Origin of the sequence: Massilia sp. IC2-477 (genome assembly GCF_020707265.1) — a bacterium.
Classification (GTDB): Bacteria; Pseudomonadota; Gammaproteobacteria; order Burkholderiales; family Burkholderiaceae_D; genus Telluria.
In genome coordinates this window covers 139,852-157,728 of record NZ_JAJFEQ010000009.1, presented here as the reverse complement: position 1 = coordinate 157,728, position 17,877 = coordinate 139,852, and the positions used below count along the sequence as shown (strand labels likewise).

General features: G+C 67.3%; 12 protein-coding genes. 9 read left to right on the top strand and 3 right to left on the bottom strand.

Annotation, left to right across the window (positions count from 1 at the left end):
- The first annotated feature begins 104 nt into the window (after positions 1–104).
- The 9 genes from LK542_RS18580 (at position 105) to LK542_RS18540 (ending at position 13,443) form a co-directional block, all read left to right on the top strand.
- Positions 105–2,438 (top strand): GH92 family glycosyl hydrolase, encoded by a 2,334-nt coding sequence (locus LK542_RS18580; RefSeq protein ID WP_227813077.1) that lies wholly within the window; start codon positions 105–107, stop codon positions 2,436–2,438.
- Positions 2,435–4,738 (top strand): GH92 family glycosyl hydrolase, encoded by a 2,304-nt coding sequence (locus LK542_RS18575; protein ID WP_227813076.1) that lies wholly within the window; start codon positions 2,435–2,437, stop codon positions 4,736–4,738. The genes LK542_RS18580 and LK542_RS18575 overlap by 4 nt, the downstream gene beginning before the upstream one ends.
- 9 nt (positions 4,739–4,747) lie before the next feature.
- Positions 4,748–5,731 carry a LacI family DNA-binding transcriptional regulator gene (locus tag LK542_RS18570; protein WP_227802262.1) on the top strand — a complete coding sequence of 328 codons (984 nt, stop codon included), beginning with the start codon at positions 4,748–4,750 and terminating at the stop codon, positions 5,729–5,731.
- Between the two features lie 7 nt (positions 5,732–5,738).
- Positions 5,739–6,974: an AGE family epimerase/isomerase gene (locus tag LK542_RS18565; protein WP_227813075.1), complete on the top strand. Its 1,236-nt coding sequence runs from the start codon at positions 5,739–5,741 to the stop codon at positions 6,972–6,974.
- A 75-nt stretch (positions 6,975–7,049) separates the two neighbouring features.
- Positions 7,050–7,388 carry a four-helix bundle copper-binding protein gene (locus LK542_RS18560; protein WP_227802260.1) on the top strand — a complete coding sequence of 113 codons (339 nt, stop codon included), beginning with the start codon at positions 7,050–7,052 and terminating at the stop codon, positions 7,386–7,388.
- 194 nt (positions 7,389–7,582) lie between these two features.
- Positions 7,583–9,580 (top strand): LTA synthase family protein, encoded by a 1,998-nt coding sequence (locus tag LK542_RS18555; protein ID WP_227813074.1) that lies wholly within the window; start codon positions 7,583–7,585, stop codon positions 9,578–9,580.
- A 117-nt stretch (positions 9,581–9,697) separates the two neighbouring features.
- Complete coding sequence (locus LK542_RS18550) at positions 9,698–11,803, top strand: protein-disulfide reductase DsbD (protein WP_227813073.1); 2,106 nt, start codon at positions 9,698–9,700, stop codon at positions 11,801–11,803.
- 46 nt (positions 11,804–11,849) lie between these two features.
- On the top strand, positions 11,850–12,455 hold the full coding sequence (locus LK542_RS18545; protein ID WP_227813072.1) for a redoxin domain-containing protein: 606 nt from the start codon (positions 11,850–11,852) through the stop codon (positions 12,453–12,455).
- Between the two features lie 88 nt (positions 12,456–12,543).
- Positions 12,544–13,443, top strand: coding sequence for an alpha/beta fold hydrolase (locus tag LK542_RS18540; RefSeq protein ID WP_227813071.1), 900 nt, complete (start codon positions 12,544–12,546; stop codon positions 13,441–13,443).
- Positions 13,444–13,450: 7 nt separating this feature from the next.
- Here the strand turns inward: LK542_RS18540 and LK542_RS18535 are convergent, their stop codons facing one another.
- The 3 genes from LK542_RS18535 to LK542_RS18525 all read right to left on the bottom strand — a co-directional run bounded on the left by LK542_RS18535 (position 13,451) and on the right by LK542_RS18525 (position 17,866).
- Complete coding sequence (locus LK542_RS18535) at positions 13,451–13,816, bottom strand: DUF1622 domain-containing protein (RefSeq protein ID WP_227802255.1); 366 nt, start codon at positions 13,814–13,816, stop codon at positions 13,451–13,453.
- An 89-nt stretch (positions 13,817–13,905) separates the two neighbouring features.
- Positions 13,906–14,157 (bottom strand): hypothetical protein, encoded by a 252-nt coding sequence (locus LK542_RS18530; RefSeq protein WP_227813070.1) that lies wholly within the window; start codon positions 14,155–14,157, stop codon positions 13,906–13,908.
- A 181-nt stretch (positions 14,158–14,338) separates the two neighbouring features.
- The gene (locus tag LK542_RS18525) at positions 14,339–17,866 is read right to left on the bottom strand and encodes an indolepyruvate ferredoxin oxidoreductase family protein (protein ID WP_374040175.1); all 3,528 of its coding nucleotides are present in this window, start codon (positions 17,864–17,866) and stop codon (positions 14,339–14,341) included.
- Positions 17,867–17,877: the final 11 nt, after the last annotated feature.

Here is a 17,877-nt window from a genome sequence, read left to right as displayed (position 1 = left end):
CGCGCTAAACAATGGCTGAGTTACCATCGCATTGTTGCCCTGAAGGCAAACTCGGCATATATAAGCGAGACAAGAATGCGTTTGCCGCCACTGCTGGAGACCCCATGACCGTCCGTCCCATCCGCGCTGTCCTCTCTTTATCCCTGTTCGCGGCGGCCACGCTGGCCCAGGCAGCGGCGCCGGGCTCACCGGCAGCGGCCGTGAACGTCTTCATCGGCACCGGCGGCGACGGCCATACCTTCCCCGGTGCGACCCGCCCCTTCGGCATGGTCCAGCTCAGCCCCGACACCCAGGTGCGCCACTTCCGCCAGAGCTATCCCTGGGCCGCCGGATACCGTTATGAGGACACGTCGATCCTCGGCTTCTCGCACACCCACTTCTCCGGCAGCGGCCACTCGGACCTGGGCGACGTGCTCCTGATGCCGACCAGCGGCGAGACCAAGCTGGAGCCCGGGTATCCCGAGCGGCCCTTCTCGGGCTACCGCTCGCGCTTCTCGCACGACGAGGAAAAGGCCGAACCGGGCTACTACGCGGTGCGCCTGAAGGACAACGAGGTCGACGTCGAACTGACCGCCAGCGAGCGCGTGGGCCTGCACCGCTACCGCTTCGCCAAAGACGCATCCGCCAAGCTGATCCTCGACCTGCGCCAGAGCATCTACGATTACAGCAGCAAGAACCTGTGGTCGCGCCTGCGGGTGCGCGATGCCACCACGCTCACCGGCATGCGCGAGACGCGCGGCTGGGCGCCGGGCCGCCAGCTCTACTTCGCGGTGAAGTTCTCGCGCCCGATGAGTGCACGCCAGCTGCACAACCGCGAGGAAGCGGTCGAGTACCGCGGCTTCGCGGCGCCCGGCAAGACCCCGGCGGACAAGGTCCTGGTCGAGGGCAAGGCGCTGGTGGCGGCACTGGAGTTCGGTTCCTCGAGCGACAACACCCTGCTGGTGAAGGTGGCGCTGTCGCCGGTCAGCGAAGACAATGCCCTGGCCAACCTGGAAGAGATGCCGGGCTGGGATTTCGAGGGCGAGCGCGCCCGCGCATCGCAGGCCTGGAACGAGGCGCTGTCGAAGGTACAGGCCGAGGCGCCCGAGCCGATGCGCACCATGTTCTACACGGCGCTCTACCACAGCATGCTGGCGCCATCCCTGTTCATGGACCGCGACGGCCGCTATCGCGGTCCGGACAATCAGGTCCACCAGGCCAGGGGCTTCAACTTCCACTCGACCTTCTCGCTGTGGGACACCTACCGCGCCCTGCACCCGCTGCTCACCCTGGTGGCGCCGGAAAAGCGCAACGCCGACTTCGTGAACTCCCTGATCGCTGCCCAGCAGCACAGCTCCCACGGCATCCTGCCGGTATGGTCCTTCCACGGCCTGGAGACCTGGTGCATGATCGGCTACCACGCGGTGCCGGTGATCGCCGACGCCTACCTGAAGGGCATCAAGGGCTTCGACGCCGACAAGGCGCTGGCCGCGATGACGGCGTCCGCCGAGTACGGCCCCTACGGCGGCCTGGAACACTACATGAAGCTCGGCTACGTGCCGATCGACCGCGAGCCGGAAGCCGCGTCCAAGACGGTGGAGTATGCATTCGACGACTGGACCATCGCACGCATGGCCGAGAAGATGGGCAAGAAGGAGATCGCCGCCACCTACTACAAGCGGGCCCAGAACTACCGCAACGTGTTCGACCGCGAGACCGGTTTCATCCGGGCCCGCAAGTCGACCGGCGAATTCCGCACGCCCTTCAACCCGGTGCAGTCGAACTTCGGCAGCGACTATACCGAGGGCAGCGCCTGGCAGTACTCCTGGTATATGCCGCACGATAACGCCGGCCTGATCGCGATGCTGGGCGGCGACGCGGCCCTGTCGGCCAAGCTCGACCAGGTGTTCGACGCCAAGGTGGAAGACAATGTCTACGCCCACATGGAAGACATCTCGGGCCTGATCGGCCACTACGCGCACGGCAACGAGCCCTCGCACCACGTCGCTTACCTATACAACTACGCGGGCGCGCCCTGGCGCACCCAGGAACGCCTGGCCCACATCATGGCGACCCAGTACTACAACCGCCCGGATGGCCTGTCGGGGAACGACGACCTGGGCCAGATGTCCGCCTGGTTCGCCTTCACGGCGCTGGGCTTCTACCCGGTGGCGCCGGGGAGCAACGAGTACGTGATCGGCCGCCCTTTCCTCGAACGCGCCCAGCTGAACCTGCCGAACGGGAAGCGCTTCACGGTGCGTGCCGAGGGCCTGTCGGAGGCGAACCGCTATGTCCGCCGCGTTCTACTCAACGGCAAGCCGCTCGCGCGCAGCTACCTGAAGCACGAAGACATCGTGGCCGGCGGCGAACTGGTGTTCACCATGGGAGCGACGCCCAACAAGGACTGGGGCAAGGAACGCACTGCCCGCCCCTACACCCAGACCGCCTACCAGCCATGAAGGGGCTCGCAGCCGCCTTGTTGCTGGCCGCCGCCTGCGCCGCGCAGGCCCAGACCGTCGGCAAGGTAGGCGACCCGGTGGAATGGGTCAATCCCCTGATGGGCACGGCCAGCAAGCCGGAACTCTCGAACGGGAATACCTACCCGGCGATCGCCGTCCCCTGGGGCATGAACTTCTGGACGCCGCAGACCGGCAAGATGGGCCACGGCTGGGCCTACACCTACGACGCCGACAAGATCCGCGGCTTCAAGCAGACCCACCAGCCCTCGCCCTGGATGAACGACTACGGCCAGTTCGCCATCATGCCGGTGACGGGATCGAAGCGCTTCAACCAGGACGCGCGCGCCAGCTGGTTCTCGCACAAGTCCGAAACCGCGAAGCCCTACTACTACAGCGTCTACCTGGCCGACGCGGACGTCACCACGGAGATTGCGCCGACCGAGCGCGCGGCCCAGTTCCGCTTCACCTTCCCCAAGTCCGATGCCAGCTATGTCGTGGTGGATGCCTTCGACATGGGCTCCTGGGTGAAGATCCTGCCCGAGCAGCGCCGCGTCATCGGCTACAGCACCCTGCACCGGCGCGGGCCCCTGCCGGCCAACTTCCGCAACTATTTCGTCATCGAGTTCGACCAGCCCTTCACGTCCACCGACACCTGGCAGGGCGACAAGCTCGAGGAAGGCAAGCTGGAAAACGCAGGCACCCACAGCGGTGCCCTGCTCGGCTTCGCGACGACCAGGGGCCAGAAGGTCCACATGCGGGTCGCGTCTTCCTTCATCAGCTTCGAGCAGGCCGAACTGAACCTGCGCCGCGAGCTTGGCCGGGACGACTTCGACACCACGAAAGCCAAGGCGAAGGCGCTGTGGAACGGCGTGCTGGGCAGGCTGGCGGTGGAAGGCGGCACGGTCGACCAGACCCGGACCTTCTATTCCTCGCTGTATAGAACGGTCCTGTTCCCGCACAAGATGTACGAACTCGATGCTGCGGGCAAGCCGGTGCACTGGAGTCCCTACAACGGCCAGGTCCTGCCCGGGCGCCTGTTTGCCGGCACCGGCTTCTGGGACACCTTCCGCGCCCTCTACCCCTTCCTGAATCTGGTCTACCCATCGATCAACCGCGAGATGCAGGAAGGCCTGGCCAACGCCTTCAAGGAGGGCGGCTGGCTGCCCGAGTGGTCCAGCCCCGGCTATGCCGACATCATGATCGGGAATAACTCGGCCTCGGTGGTGTCGGATGCCTACATCAAGGGCGTGCGCGGCCAGGACATCGAGACCCTGTGGCAGGCCCTGAAGCACGGCGCGGACAATGAGGGACCCATGTCGGCGGTGGGCCGCAAGGGCGTGAAGTACTACAATGAGCTCGGTTACGTGCCCTACGACGTCGGCATCAACGAGAATGCGGCGCGCACGCTCGAATACGCCTACGACGACTTCACCATCTACCAGCTGGGAAAAGCGCTGGGCAAGCCGGCCGCCGAGATCGACATCTACGCCAGGCGCAGCATGAACTACCGCAAGCTGTTCGATCCGGAGACAGGCCTCATGCGCGGCAAGAACCGGGACGGCAGCTTTCAATCGCCCTTCAATCCCTTCAAGTGGGGCGACGCCTTCACCGAGGGGAACAGCTGGCATTATTCCTGGTCCGTGTTCCACGACGTCGACGGCCTGGTGCGGCTGATGGGCGGGCGCAAGGCCTTTGTCGACAAGCTCGACACCGTGTTCACGCTGCCGCCGGTGTTCGACGAGAGCTACTACAAGGCCGTGATCCACGAGATCCGCGAGATGCAGATCGCGAACATGGGCCAGTACGCGCACGGCAACCAGCCGATCCAGCACATGATCTACCTGTACAACTACGCCGGCGCCCCGTGGAAGGCCCAGCACTGGATCCGCGAAACCATGGACCGCATGTACGCGCCGACGCCGGATGGCTACTGCGGCGACGAGGACAACGGCCAGACCTCGGCCTGGTACGTGTTCTCGAGCCTCGGCTTCTATCCGGTCACGCCCGGGGTGAACCAGTACGTGCTCGGCGCCCCGCTGTTCCCGAAGGCGAGCGTGAAGCTGGAGAACGGCCGCACCCTGACGGTCAGGGCCAGGGGCCAGGGCCGCTATGTCGACGCGCTGCGCATCGCCGGCAAGCCTGTCAGCCGCAACTGGCTGGGCCACGCCGAACTCACGGCGGGCGCCACCCTCGACTTCAGCATGTCGACGCGCCCGAACACGCGCCGCGGCACACGCGAAGAAGACGCGCCCTATTCGTTCTCACGCGATCCGGCCCGCCCGGCAGGCCTGGGGGAGTAAGACAGCACCATGCCGGTCACGATCCGCGACATCGCCAAGGCCACCAGCTATTCGATCGGCACGGTCTCGCGCGCGCTCAAGAACCAGGACGGCCTGAGCGAAAAGACGCGCGCCCGCATCCACGCCGTGGCGCGCGAGCTGGGCTACGACCTGGGCAAGCTGCGCCAGGGCGAGCTGCGGCGCGTGGCCTTCCTGCTGCACCGCCAGCATGACACCCGCTCGTCCAGCGCCTTCTACCTGCCGGTGCTGCACGGCGCCGAGGAAGCCTGCCGCCGGCGCGGCATTGCGCTGTCCTTCGTCGTGGTGGGCCCGGCCGAACCGGTGATGGAGCTGGTGCGCGTGCACCAGCCCGACGCCCTGCTGTGCGCCGGTTTCTTCGAGCCCGAGCTGCTGGGCGCCCTGCGCGACTCCGGCAAGCCGCTGGTGCTGCTCGACATGCACCTGCCGGGCTTCTGCTCGGTCAACCCGGACCACCAGCTGGGGGGCTACCTGGCCACCCGCCACCTGCTGGGGCTGGGACGGCGGCGCGTCGCCATGCTGTGCGGCTCGCTCGCCCACCACAGCATCCTGGAGCGCAGCCGCGGCTTTCGCAAGGCCTTGTTCGAGGCGCGCATGCTGGCCGATCCGGCGCTCGAAGTGCAGCTGCCCGGCGTGGGCGATCCGCTCGCCAACGTGCAGCGGGCGGTCGACAGCCTGCTCGCGCTGCCGAAGCCGCCGGACGCCCTGTTCTGCTACAACGACAGCACCGCGCTGGCAGCCATGCAGCACTGCCTCGAACGCGGGCTGAAGATCCCGCACGACCTGGCGATCGTCGGCTTCGACGACATCCAGGCCGCCGCCAGTGCGATCCCGCCGCTGAGCAGCATCGCCATCGACAAGGAGGCGCTCGGCGCGCTGGGCATCGAGCTCCTGCTGGAAAAGAATCCGCTTCCCGCGCTCGAGCGCACGCTGCCGGTGCAGCTGGTCGTGCGCGAGAGCAGCAACGACGATTGAGGACACCATGGACCAGACGCCCGACTTCTTCTCGCCCGATGTGCTCGCCCGCCACGTGGCCCACACCCTGGCCTTCTACCATCCGCGCGCGCTCGACCCGAGCGGGGGCTTCTACCACTACTTCCGCGACGACGGCAGCATCTACGAACGCCGCGCGCGCCACCTGGTCTCGAGCACCCGTTTCGTGTTCGTGTACGCCAAGGCCTGGCGCCACGTCCAGGATCCGGATTACCAGCGCATGGTGCGCCACGGCGTCGACTTCCTGCGCCGCGCCCACCGCAACCCGGACACGGGGGGCTATGCCTGGCAGCTCGACTGGGACAATGGCGTCGCCACCGTGCGCGACGCCGACAACCACTGCTACGGCCTGGCCTTCGTGCTGCTGGCCTATGCCCATGCCTTGAGCGCGGGCGTGGAGGAAGCGCGCGCCTGGATCCTCGAGACCTTCGAGCTGATGGAGCGCCACTTCTGGCAGGAAGAACACGGCCTGTACGCCGACCAGGCCAGCGCCGACTGGCGCGTGCTCGATCCCTACCGTGGCCAGAACGCCAACATGCATGCCTGCGAAGCCTTGCTCGCGGCCTTCGGCGCCACCGGGAACCAGACTTACCTGCACCGCGCCGAGCTCCTGGCCCGCAACATCACGCAGCGCCAGGCCGGCCGCGCCGGCGGCATGATCTGGGAGCACTACCAGCAGGACTGGCAGCCGGACTGGGAATTCAACCTGCACGACAAGGCCAACCTGTTCCGCCCCTGGGGCTACCAGCCCGGCCACTTCACCGAGTGGGCCAAGCTGCTCCTGCAGCTCGAAGGCCAGGGCCAGCACCTGGCGGGGCCGCGCGACTGGCTGCTGCCCGCCGCCCAGGACCTGTACGCGAAGGCGCTGCGCCATGCCTGGGACGCGAGGCACGGCGGCCTGCATTACGGCTTCGCCCCGGACGGCAGCGTGTGCGACGCCGACAAGTATTTCTGGGTGCAGGCCGAAACCCTGGCGGCGGCCGCGTTGCTGGGAGCGCGTACCGGCGCTGAGCGCTACTGGGTCGACTACGAGCGCCTGTGGCGCTACTGCTGGGCGCATTTCGTCGACCACGAGCACGGCGCCTGGTACCGCATCCTCACTGCGGACAACCGCAAGTATTCGGATGAGAAGAGCCCCGCCGGCAAGGTCGACTACCACACCATGGGCGCCTGCTGGGACATCATCCCGGCCCTGGCCCAGCGCCGGTCGTCCGCGCAGCGCTAAGTTTCGCCTCGGAATCGGACGCTTGCCGGACAGGCATTCCGCTAGCATGGCCCTTTCACTTGCGAGGAGGCGATCATGGGCGAAATGGCAAACGTACAATCCTGCATCCAGGCTTGCGAAGAAGCGCTGCGGGCCTGCCAGGCCTGCGTCGCGGGCGATATCCGCGACGGCAACCTGGCCTGCATCGCGATCAACCTCGACTGCGCCGACATCTGCACGGCTACCCTCAACGTATTGTCGCGCGGCTCGCCCCATCACGGCGACTTCTGCGCCCTGTGCGCCCATATCTGCCGGGCCTGCGCGGCCGAGTGCGCCAAGCACGCGTCCATGCACGAGCACTGCGCCGCCTGCCAGGCCGCCTGCGAGCGCTGCGCCGCGGAATGCGACAAGCATCAGCGCGAGCGCCACATCTGAGACGTTTCGTTGTATGTACGTCGGTTTAACGCGATTTTAACGCCTGAGTAACGCTCGACTGAGCCATTGCCTATTAGCATCGCTTATGATCTGCGGGTAAGCAGGTTGGGTCGCGGTGGCTCGTTTTTCCCCCGCGCCGATGGCGCATCGCCTGGCGATGTCTTTCCACGTCACTCAGGCGAAACAAGCGTTTCATGGCTACAGCGGCATCCGGCATTCCCCATCAAAAAAAGACTCCCTCGGCACTCCTGGCCCGCTTCACCCTGTGGGCGGGACCGTATGCCGGCATGCTGCAGATGCTGCTGCTGGGCCTGGCGATCCTCAGCCTGTCGCGCGTGGGCCTGGCTGCCTGGCAATGGGACCGGGTGCAGGCCACCGGCATCACCAGCGCCTTCTTCCTGCAGGGCCTGCGCGCCGACCTGATCCTGCTCGGCTACTTCCTCGCCTTCCCGCTGCTGCTGGCGCCGCTGCTCGCGCACCGCGCCTCATCCACCGCCTGGCGCATCGCGACGGTGGCCTGGGGCACCTTCGCCCTGGTCTTCATCGTCTTCATGGAACTGTCGTCGCCGCAGTTCATCATGCAATACGACGTGCGTCCGAACCGCCTGTTCGTCGAATACCTGGCCTATCCGCGCGAAGTGTTCGCAACCCTGTGGAACGGCTTTCGCACCGCCCTGCTGCTGGGCCTGGGACTGACCCTCGTCCTCGCCGTGCTGCTGTACCGCCTGCTGCGTCGCGCCTCGAGCGGCATGAACATGTGGCCGGCGCGCCGCCTGCTGCTGCTCTGGCCCGTGCTGTGCCTGGTCGTGTTCATGCAGGTGCGCTCGACCACCGGCCACCGCCCGGCCAACCCGGCCCTGTTCGCCCTGACCGGTGACTCGATGGTGAATTCCCTGATCATCAATTCGGGCTGGTCGGTGCTGGACGCGATCGGCTCGATGCGCAAGGAAGCCGTGTCCTCCGAAATCTACGGCAAGATCCCGCGCGCCAAGGTGTTCGAACAAGTCCGCGCGGCCCCCTGGCTGCAGGGCGCCCGCTTCGACAATCCTGAACTGCCGACCCTGCACCGCCAGCAGGCCGCGATTTCCCGCGAACGTCCGCTGAACCTGGTGATCGTGCTGCAGGAAAGCCTGGGTGCGACCTTTGTCGAGTCGCTCGGCGGCCTGCCGGTGACGCCGGAACTGGAAAAGCTCAAGAATGAAGGCTGGTGGTTCGAGCAGCTGTACGCCACCGGCACCCGCTCGGTGCGCGGCATCGAGGCGGTGGTGGCCGGCTATGCGCCGACGCCGGCGCGCAGCGTGGTCAAGCTCTCGCTGGCCCAGCAGAATTTCTACACCCTGGCTGCGGGCCTGGGCCAGCAGGGCTACCACACGGAATTCGTCTACGGCGGCGAGGCGCACTTCGACAATATGCGCAGCTTCTTTACGGGCAATGGCTTCCAGAAGGTGGTGGACATCAAGGAAATGAACCCGGCCTTCGTGGGCAGCTGGGGCGCTTCCGACGAAGACCTGTTCGACAAATCGCTCGAGCGCCTCAAGGCCCTGCACCAGCAAAAGAAACCCTTCTTCAGCCTGATCTTCACCTCGTCCAACCACGAGCCCTTCGAATTCCCGGACGGGAAGATCGCACTGCACGATCCGAAGAAGCAGACCGTCAACAATGCCGTCAAGTACGCCGACTACGCCCTCGGCAAGTTCATCCGTGAGGCGAAGAAGCAGGACTACTGGCAGGACACCGTGTTCCTGATCGTGGCCGACCACGACAACCGGGTCTATGGCAATGCCCTGGTGCCGATCAAGAAGTTCCACATTCCCGGCCTGATCCTGGGCGCCGACGTGCAGCCCAAGCGCATTTCGACCATCGCCAGCCAGGTCGACCTGGCGCCGACCCTGCTGTCGTTGCTGGGCGTGTCGAGCACGCACCCGATGATCGGCCGCGACTTTGCGCGCGACAGCAGCAGCCCGGGCCGCGCCCTGATCCAGTTCGACAACCTGTTCACCTGGCTCGAGGGTTCCTCGGCCACCATCCTGCGCCCGGGCAAGCCTGCCCTGCTGGGCCGCTACGACGCCGCCAGCGGCGTGCTCGATCCGTATGCCGGCAAGCCAAGCCAGGCCCAGGTCGAGCAGGCCATGGCGCACGTGATGCTGCCGTCGCTGCTGTACCGTGAGCAGCGCTACCGCCCGGCGCCGTAAGAGTCAGTCGCGAAACATTCGAAACAAAGCTGCAACAAAGTCGGCGGCCTCCGCCGATTTTTCGTCTTGAGTTTCTGCTAATATTATTGTCGCTGCCATCCAACCGGGGACGACAAGATGCTTGCACCACTCGTGCGCCTGCTGCTGGCCTTCACCTGCGCCCTGATCACGGGCTGGCTGCATGCCGCGCCATCGGCCGAGACCGGCCACGCCCGCGCCAGCCTGCTGGCCCATGCGCCGGACGGCGTCAAGCCAGGCAGCACGGTCTGGCTCGGCCTGCGCCTCGAACACCAGCCTCACTGGCACACCTACTGGCGCAATCCCGGCGACTCCGGCCTGCCGACCACCCTGTCCTGGACCCTGCCGTCCGGCTTCGCCGCCGGCGACATCGCCTGGCCGACGCCGAAGCAGCTGCCGCTCGGTCCCCTGATGAACTACGGCTACGACGGCGACCTGCTGCTGCCGGTTCGCCTCACCGTGCCCGCCGGCTATGCGGGCGGCGACTTGCCGCTCAGGCTGCGCGCCGACTTCCTGATCTGTGAAGACGTTTGCATTCCCGAATTCGCCGAACTCGATCTCGTCCTGAAGGCCGGCCCGGAAACGACCCACGCCGCCCTGTTCGAGCGCGCCTTCGCCGCGGCGCCGCGCACTGAACCCGGCGCTAAAGCCAGTGCACGGCTGGACGGCCAGGCCCTGGTGATCGAGGTCGCCGGCCTGCCGGCCGGCTGGCGCGGCAAGCCCGTGCAGCTGTTCCCGGAAAACGGCGCGGTGCTCGACCACCCGGCCCCGCTCGGCCAGTCGTGGGAGGGCGAGCGCCTGCTGCTGCGCGCGCCCCTGTCGGCCCAGCGCAGCGAGAGCCCGGCGGCGATGGATGCGGTGCTCACGGCGGCGCACGGGTCGCCCGGCATCCGCATCGGATTCGCCATCGCCGGTGCATGGCCGCAACCGGGTGCGGCCGCGCCGGCTGCCCCGGCGGCTGCGGCGCCGGCCAGCGCGCCGGCGCCTGCCGACCGCCCCTGGCTGGTGGTGCTGGGCCTGGCCTTCCTCGGCGGCGCCATCCTGAACCTGATGCCCTGCGTGTTCCCGGTGCTGTCCCTGAAAGTGCTTGGCTTTGCCCAGCACGGGGGCGAGCGCCGGCGCATCGTGGCCGGCGGCTTTGCCTACACCGCGGGCGTCGTCCTCTCTTTCCTGCTGCTGGCCACCCTGCTGCTGGCCCTGCGCGCCAGCGGCGAGGGGCTGGGCTGGGGCTTCCAGCTGCAGTCGCCGCCTTTCGTTGCCGCACTGGCGATCCTGTTTACCCTGATCGGCTTCAACCTGGCCGGCCTGTTCGAGTTCCGCGCCATGCTGCCCGATCGCCTGCTCAACGCGCGCGCCCGCAACCCGGTGGCGGACGACTTCCTCACCGGCGTGCTGGCCGTGGCCGTGGCCTCGCCCTGCACCGCACCCTTCATGGGCGCCGCCCTCGGCGCCGCGCTGTCCCAGCCGGCGCCCCAGGCGCTGTCGGTGTTTGCGGCGCTGGGACTCGGGATGGCCGCGCCCTACCTGGCCGCCAGCCTGTTCCCCGGCGTCGCGCGCCTGCTGCCGCGCCCGGGCCCCTGGATGGCGCGCTTCAAGACCTTCATGGCCTTCCCGATGTTCGCCACCGTCGTATGGCTGCTGTGGGTGCTCGGCCAGCAGGCCGGGATCGACGCGGTCGTGGCCCTGCTCGCCCTGGTCGTGGCGGCCGCCTTTGGCTGGTGGCTGCTGGGCATCCCGGCGCGCGGCGCGGCCGGGCGCGCGGGGGCGATCGGGGCCGCCGTGCTGGCGATCGGCGCCGTGGCCGCCTGGGCCTGGCCGGCTTTCCGGTACGCGCAGGCCGAGACGCCCGCGGTGCAGGCTTCAGGCGCCTGGCAGGCCTGGTCGCCGCAGGCATTTGCCGAAGCACGCGGCCAGGGCCGGCCGGTGTTCGTCGACTTCACGGCTGCCTGGTGCGTCACCTGCCAGTACAACAAGCGCACCGCCCTGGCCGATCCGGCCGTGATGGAAGATTTCAAGGCCAGGGGCGTCGTGCTGATGCGCGCCGACTGGACCCGACGCGACGAAACGATCACGCAGGCACTCAAGGAGCTCGGACGCAGCGGCGTGCCGGTGTATGCGCTGTACCGCAAGGATGCCGCGCAACCCACGCTGCTGTCCGAGCTGCTGAGCGTGGACGAAGTCCGGCAGGCGCTTGCAGCGCCCTGACGGGAACGAGGAAGCAGACCAAGCAGACCAACCACAGGAGGATCACATGAAGCGCACCATCGCACTTTCGCTGTTCGCCGCCGGCCTCGCACTGAACGGCAGCGCCCTCGCCGAGGCCGTGGTCGGCCAGCAGGCGCCAGCCTTCAAGGGCGTCGACGCGGCCGGCAAGCCGGTATCGCTGGACCAGTACAAGGGCAAGTACGTGGTACTGGAATGGGTCAACCCGGACTGCCCCTTCGTCAAGAAGCACTACGACAGCGGCAACATGCCGGTCACCCAGAAGTATGCCGCCGACAAAGGTGTGGTGTGGCTGTCCGTGAGCACCAGCGCCGACGGCGACAACAGCAAGAAGTCGGCCGCCATCAACGACTGGGTCAAGGCCAAGAAGGCCATGCCCACCGCCACCATCATGGATACCGGCGGCGCCATCGGCCGCGCCTACGGCGCACGCACCACGCCGCACATGTACCTGATCGACCCGGCCGGCAAGCTGGTGTACGCCGGTGCGATCGACAGCAAGCCGACCGCCAACCCGTCCGACATCAAGGGCGCCACCAATTACATGACGCTGGCGATCGACGAAGCCCTGGCTGGCAAGACCCTGAGCCAGGCAGTCACCAAGCCCTACGGCTGCTCGGTCAAGTACAGCTGATCCATGCTCATTGGATAATTTGGCGCCCGGTCCGCCGGTGCGGACGGGCGCTGCTATGATGATTCCCACCAACAACCAGGGGATCCGAATGCGTCATACACTGCTTTCCCGCCGCAGCCTGCTCGCCGCGGCGGCCTGCGCCGCCATCCTGCCGCTGTCCGATGCGTTGGCGGCGCCTTTCGAATCCAGCCGCATCAGCGTGCGCACCGAGGGTTCCGGCCCCGATGTGGTCTTGATCCCCGGCCTGAATTCCTCGCCGCGCGCCTGGGCCTCGACCGTGGCCGCGCTGCCGGGCTACCGCTACCACCTGGTGCAGGTGTCGGGCTTCGCCGGCCAGCCCGCGGGCGGCAACCGGGAAGGCAATGTGGCGGCCCCGGTGGCCGACGAGATCGCGCGCTACATCAAGGAGGCGGGCCTGAAGCAGCCGGCCGTGATCGGCCACTCGATGGGCGGCACCATGGGCATGATGCTGGCGGCGCGCCATCCGGATGCGCTGTCGAAGCTGATGGTGGTCGACATGTATCCCTACCTCGGCACCTTCTTCGCTGGCCCGAATGCGCCACCCGAAAGGGTCGCCGCGGTCGCCGACGCCACCATGGCAGGCATCCGCAGCTTCACTCCCGAAGAGCGCGCAGCCAATACCAATGCCACCATCGCCGGCATGGTCAACACCGAATCGATGCGCGCCGGGGCGATTGCGGACTCCGCCGCCAGCGACCCGGACGTGAGCAGCCGCGCCTACCGCGAGCTGATCGTCACCAACCTGATCCCGGAACTGCCGAAGATCACCAAGCCGGTAACCGTGCTGTATGTGCAGCCGAAGAGCGTGCCGATCCCGGCCGAGCAGTTCGACTACGTCTACAAGAGCGCGTATGCGCCGGTGAAGTCGCTGACCCTGAAACGCATCCCGGACAGCGCCCACTTCATCATGTGGGACCAGCCGCAGCGCTTCCAGAACGAAGTGAAGGCCTTCCTGGGCGCGCCCTGAGCAGCCTTCAGCGGCCCGCCGGCGCGCCCTGTTCGCCCGCGCTCTCTTCCTTGATCTCCTTGCTGAGGAAGTAGTTGAGCGTGGTGCGGATGACGGCGATAGCCGCCAGCTTGCCGATCCGGTCCCAGGTCGGGGCGACGGCGGTGGACAGGATGTCGGCGGCCAGCTGCAGTTCCAGCGCCAGGGTCAGGTAGCGGGCGAAGGCCAGCCGGATCGGGGTGAAGCTGCCGCCGCGCGCCGTCAGGAGGTGGCGCCCCAGCGCCAGCACGACCACCACCAGCCCGGCCGCGATCACCAGCGCGCCCAGCGCCTCGACCATCAGGCGCAGCCACTCGACGCTCGCGCGGACCTGCTCTTCGACCTGTTCGAACACGCTGCCTCCCCATCGTCCATGCTGGAGCACAGCATAGCGAATCCGCGCCGCCCGGCTCGCCCAATTGCCGGGTCAGCACAAGGAGAGGATCAGATGAAGGGCCAGGCCAGGATGCGCTTGAGGTGCAGGACGGTGCGCGCCGCCACGTAGCCGAAGGCAAAGGTGAAGGCGACCAGGCTCCAGCCGTCGCCCATGACCGCCAGCCAGGTGCCGGCGACGGTGCTGGCAGCTACCAGCACCATCAGCCAAAGCTCGATGCTCAGGAAAAATCCGGATGCTTCGCCCCACACGCTGTGCAGCAGCGCGAGGGCTTCCTTGATGGTCTTGATGTCGTGGCCCATGATGGTATTCTCAAGTTGGCAATGATGGAATTGAAAGTCGGATGCCAGAAATGACAATCGCCGGCAAAGGCCGGCGATTGGTCAGGTTATGTTGCAGTGCATTATAACCCGGAATTGCTTAGCGGCATCACCACGCCATCTTCGCGTGCATGCGCCACAACATATTTGCGCGGTTTCAAGCTTACATCCGCACCAGCGCAACTTCCTTCACTGGCTGCCTGAACTCCTGCAGCAGGCGCGCCGTTTCCCCCTTGGCGCGCTCCATGTTGGCCGCCTTCACGTGGCCGAAGCCGCGGATGGTTTCCGGCACCTGGGCCAGCTTCAGGGCCGCCGCACGGTTCTCCGGCTTCAGCTCGGTCGCCAGCATATCGGCCAGGGCGAAGGTATCCTCGCGCAGCTGACGCTCGGCGCGGCGTTCGTGGGTGTAGCCGAAGGGGTCGAATGCGGTCCCGCGCAGGACCTTCAGCGGTGCAAGCCCACGGAAAGCCGTGCGCATCCAGGGACCGAAGCGCATCTTGGCCGGCACGTCGGTACCTGGCTTCTTCTTCGCCAGCAGCGGCGGCGCCAGATGGTATTCGACCCGGAACTCGCCTTCGAACTGGCCCTGCAGGCCGTCGAGGAAACCGGTCTGGGTATGCAGGCGCGCCACCTCGTATTCGTCCTTGTAGGCCATGACCTTGAACAGCGAGCGCGCCACCGCCTTGGCCACTGCGCGCTTCGAAGCCGGCCCTTCGATAGCGACTTCGCGCGCCTCCACCCGCGCCACCGCGGCGCGATAGCGTTCGGCGTAGGCGGCATCCTGGTACTGCGTGAGCCAGTCGACGCGGAAGGCGACCAGCTCCTCGAGCGAGACCGGCGGGGTGAACTGCACCACCCGGGCCGATTGTGAGCCGACTGCGCCCAGGCGCTTCACCGCCGCCTCGTCGGCCGCGACCAGGCGCCCGAGCATGAAGGCCTTCTTGTTCATCTCGACCGCCACGTTGTTCAGTTCGATCGCGCGCATGATCGCTTCCAGGCTCACCGGCACCAGTCCCAGCTGCCAGGCAGCGCCCATCATCAGGATGTTGGCGCCGATCGGGTCGCCCAGCACGCTGCTCGCCACGCCCTGGGCGTTCAGGCGCAGGGCCGGGCCGCCGGCGTCCGTGATCTTGGCCAGCAAGTCGTCCTTGCGGATGTCGGCGTCCGGATCGCGCGTGAACTCGGCCGTCGGAGTGTCGTTCTCGTTGGCGACCACCTGGGTATGGCCGCGGCGCATCACCGCCAGCGCGTCCGGCATGGCGGCCACCACCAGGTCGCAGGCCAGCAGGGCGTCGGCCTGCTGCAGGTCGATGCGCACCTGGTGCAAATCCTTCGGCGACGGCGCCACCCGCACGTGCGACATCACCGCCCCGCCCTTCTGGGCAAAGCCCATGAAGTCCAGGGTCGAAGCGCCCTTGCCCTCCAGGTGGGCGGCCATCGTGATCAGGGCGCCGACCGTCACCACGCCGGTGCCGCCCACGCCCGCCACCAGCATCTCGAAGGGCTTGGCGAAACCGTATTCGGGCGGCAGCGGGTAGGCCGCCAGCATCTCTTCCAGCTGGCGCAGCTCGAGGGTGGCGGCGGCCGGCTTCTTGAGGCGCCCGCCGATGACCGACACGAAGCTCGGGCAAAAGCCTTCAGCGCAGGAGTAATCCTTGTTGCAGGAAGCCTGGTCGATCTGCCGCTTGCGGCCCAGCGGGGTTTCCAGCGGCAGGATCGACAGGCAGTTCGACTGCACGCCGCAATCGCCGCAACCCTCGCACACGGCCGGATTGATCACCATGCGGCGCGGCGGGTCGGGGAAGACGATGTTGTCCGGCTTGTTCTTCTTGCGGCGGCGGCGCTTCTCGGCGGCGCAGGTCTGGTCGTACACCAGCACCGTCACGCCCGGGATGTCGCGCAGGCGGCGCTGCACCGCATCGAGCTCGCTGCGGTGGTGCACCGTGACGCCCGCCGGCAGGGTGATGCCCTGATAATTCTCCGGCTGGTCGGTGACGACCACCGCCAGCGCCGCGCCTTCGCTCAGCACCTGTTGCAGGATCTGCGGCACGGTAAGCGTGCCGTCCACCGGCTGGCCGCCGGTCATGGCTACCGCATCGTTGTACAGGATCTTGTAGGTGATGTTGGTGCGCGCCGCGATCGCCTGGCGGATCGCCAGGTAGCCCGAGTGGTAATAGGTGCCGTCGCCCAGGTTCTGGAACACGTGCTTTTCGCGCGTGAAGCGCGAGGCCGCGACCCAGGGCACGCCCTCGCCGCCCATTTGCGTGAGCGTGACGGTATCGCGCTTCATCCAGCTGGCCATGAAGTGGCAACCGATGCCGGCCAGCGCGCGGCTGCCTTCCGGCACCCGGGTCGAGGTATTGTGCGGGCAGCCGGAACAGAAGTACGGCGTGCGCTTGATGGCATCGGCGCCGTTGGACAGGGCGTCGGCGCGGCAGAATTGCGGCAGGAATTCTTCGAGGCGCAACTGTGGGAAGGCGGGCGCCAGCCAGCGCACCAGCACTGGCGCAATGCGCGAGGGACGCAGTTCGCCCAGCTGCGACAGCAGCGGATTGCCTTCCAGGTCAGTCTTGCCGAGTACCTGTGGACGCTGCTGCGGCGCCAGGTTGTAGAGCAGGCTTTTCAGCTGCCCTTCCATCACGTCGCCCTTCTCTTCCACCACCAGCACTTGCGCCAGGCCCGCGGCAAAGGCCTGCAGGCGGGTGCGCTCCAGTGGGTAAGTCAAACCCGGCTTGTACAGGCGCACGCCGAGTTGCTCCAGTTTGTCCACGCCGATGCCGAGCCGTTCGAGCGCCTCCAGCAGGTCGAGGTAGGCCTTGCCGGCGGCGATGATGCCCAGCTTTGCGCCCGGCGCCGCAACCACCAGGCGGTCGATCGAATTCACGCCGGCGAAGGCGTGCACGGCCTGCAGCTTGTCGGCGACGCGCTGCTCGATCGCCAGGCTGGGCAGGTCGGGCCAACGGTAATGCAGGCCGTCGGCGGGTGGAACATAGCCTTGCGGCGCCTGGAACACGGGCGGCTCCGGCAGCTCCACCACGGCGCCGCCTTCCACGGTTTCCGAGATCGCCTTGAAGCCGACCCAGGCGCCCGAGAAGCGCGACAGGGCCCAGCCATACAGGCCGAATTCCAGGTATTCCTCGATGTTGGCCGGGTTCAGCACCGGCATGCCCCAGGCCATGAAGGCGTGGTCGCTCTGGTGCGGCATCGAGGAGGACACGCAGCCATGGTCGTCGCCCGCAATCACCAGCACCCCGCCCAGGGGCGAGGAGCCATAGGCGTTGCCGTGCTTGAGGGCGTCGCCGGCGCGGTCCACGCCCGGGCCCTTGCCGTACCACATGGCGAATACGCCATCCACCAGGCGGTTCGGATCGCCCCCGACCTGCTGGGTGCCGAGGACGGCGGTGGCGCCCAGTTCCTCGTTGATCGCGGGGAGGAATTCGATCGCGTTCTGCTTCAGGATGGTCGATGCGCGCCAGACTTCCTGGTCGACCGCGCCCAGCGGCGAGCCGCGGTAGCCCGAGATGAAGCCGGCCGTGTTCAGGCCGGCGCGCTCGTCGAGCGCTTTTTGCATCACGGTGAGGCGGATCAGGGCCTGGGTCCCGGTCAGGAATACCCGGCCCTGCTGCCGCGTCAGGTTGTCGTCCAGGCGATAGGCGGGATCGACCAGCGCCGTTCCCACCTTCTCGTGCATCGTTCCCATCT

Bases quoted from the DNA above. Each gene is read 5' to 3' on its own strand.
- LK542_RS18545 (WP_227813072.1), top strand. From the start codon at position 11,850: ATGAAGCGCACCATCGCACTTTCGCTGTTCGCCGCCGGCCTCGCACTG.
- LK542_RS18550 (WP_227813073.1), top strand. From the start codon at position 9,698: ATGCTTGCACCACTCGTGCGCCTGCTGCTGGCCTTCACCTGCGCCCTG.
- LK542_RS18560 (WP_227802260.1), top strand. From the start codon at position 7,050: ATGGGCGAAATGGCAAACGTACAATCCTGCATCCAGGCTTGCGAAGAA.
- LK542_RS18570 (WP_227802262.1), top strand. From the start codon at position 4,748: ATGCCGGTCACGATCCGCGACATCGCCAAGGCCACCAGCTATTCGATC.
- LK542_RS18580 (WP_227813077.1), top strand. From the start codon at position 105: ATGACCGTCCGTCCCATCCGCGCTGTCCTCTCTTTATCCCTGTTCGCG.
- LK542_RS18575 (WP_227813076.1), top strand. From the start codon at position 2,435: ATGAAGGGGCTCGCAGCCGCCTTGTTGCTGGCCGCCGCCTGCGCCGCG.
- LK542_RS18540 (WP_227813071.1), top strand. From the start codon at position 12,544: ATGCGTCATACACTGCTTTCCCGCCGCAGCCTGCTCGCCGCGGCGGCC.
- LK542_RS18565 (WP_227813075.1), top strand. From the start codon at position 5,739: ATGGACCAGACGCCCGACTTCTTCTCGCCCGATGTGCTCGCCCGCCAC.
- LK542_RS18530 (WP_227813070.1), bottom strand. From the start codon at position 14,157: ATGGGCCACGACATCAAGACCATCAAGGAAGCCCTCGCGCTGCTGCAC.
- LK542_RS18555 (WP_227813074.1), top strand. From the start codon at position 7,583: ATGGCTACAGCGGCATCCGGCATTCCCCATCAAAAAAAGACTCCCTCG.
- LK542_RS18525 (WP_374040175.1), bottom strand. From the start codon at position 17,866: ATGCACGAGAAGGTGGGAACGGCGCTGGTCGATCCCGCCTATCGCCTG.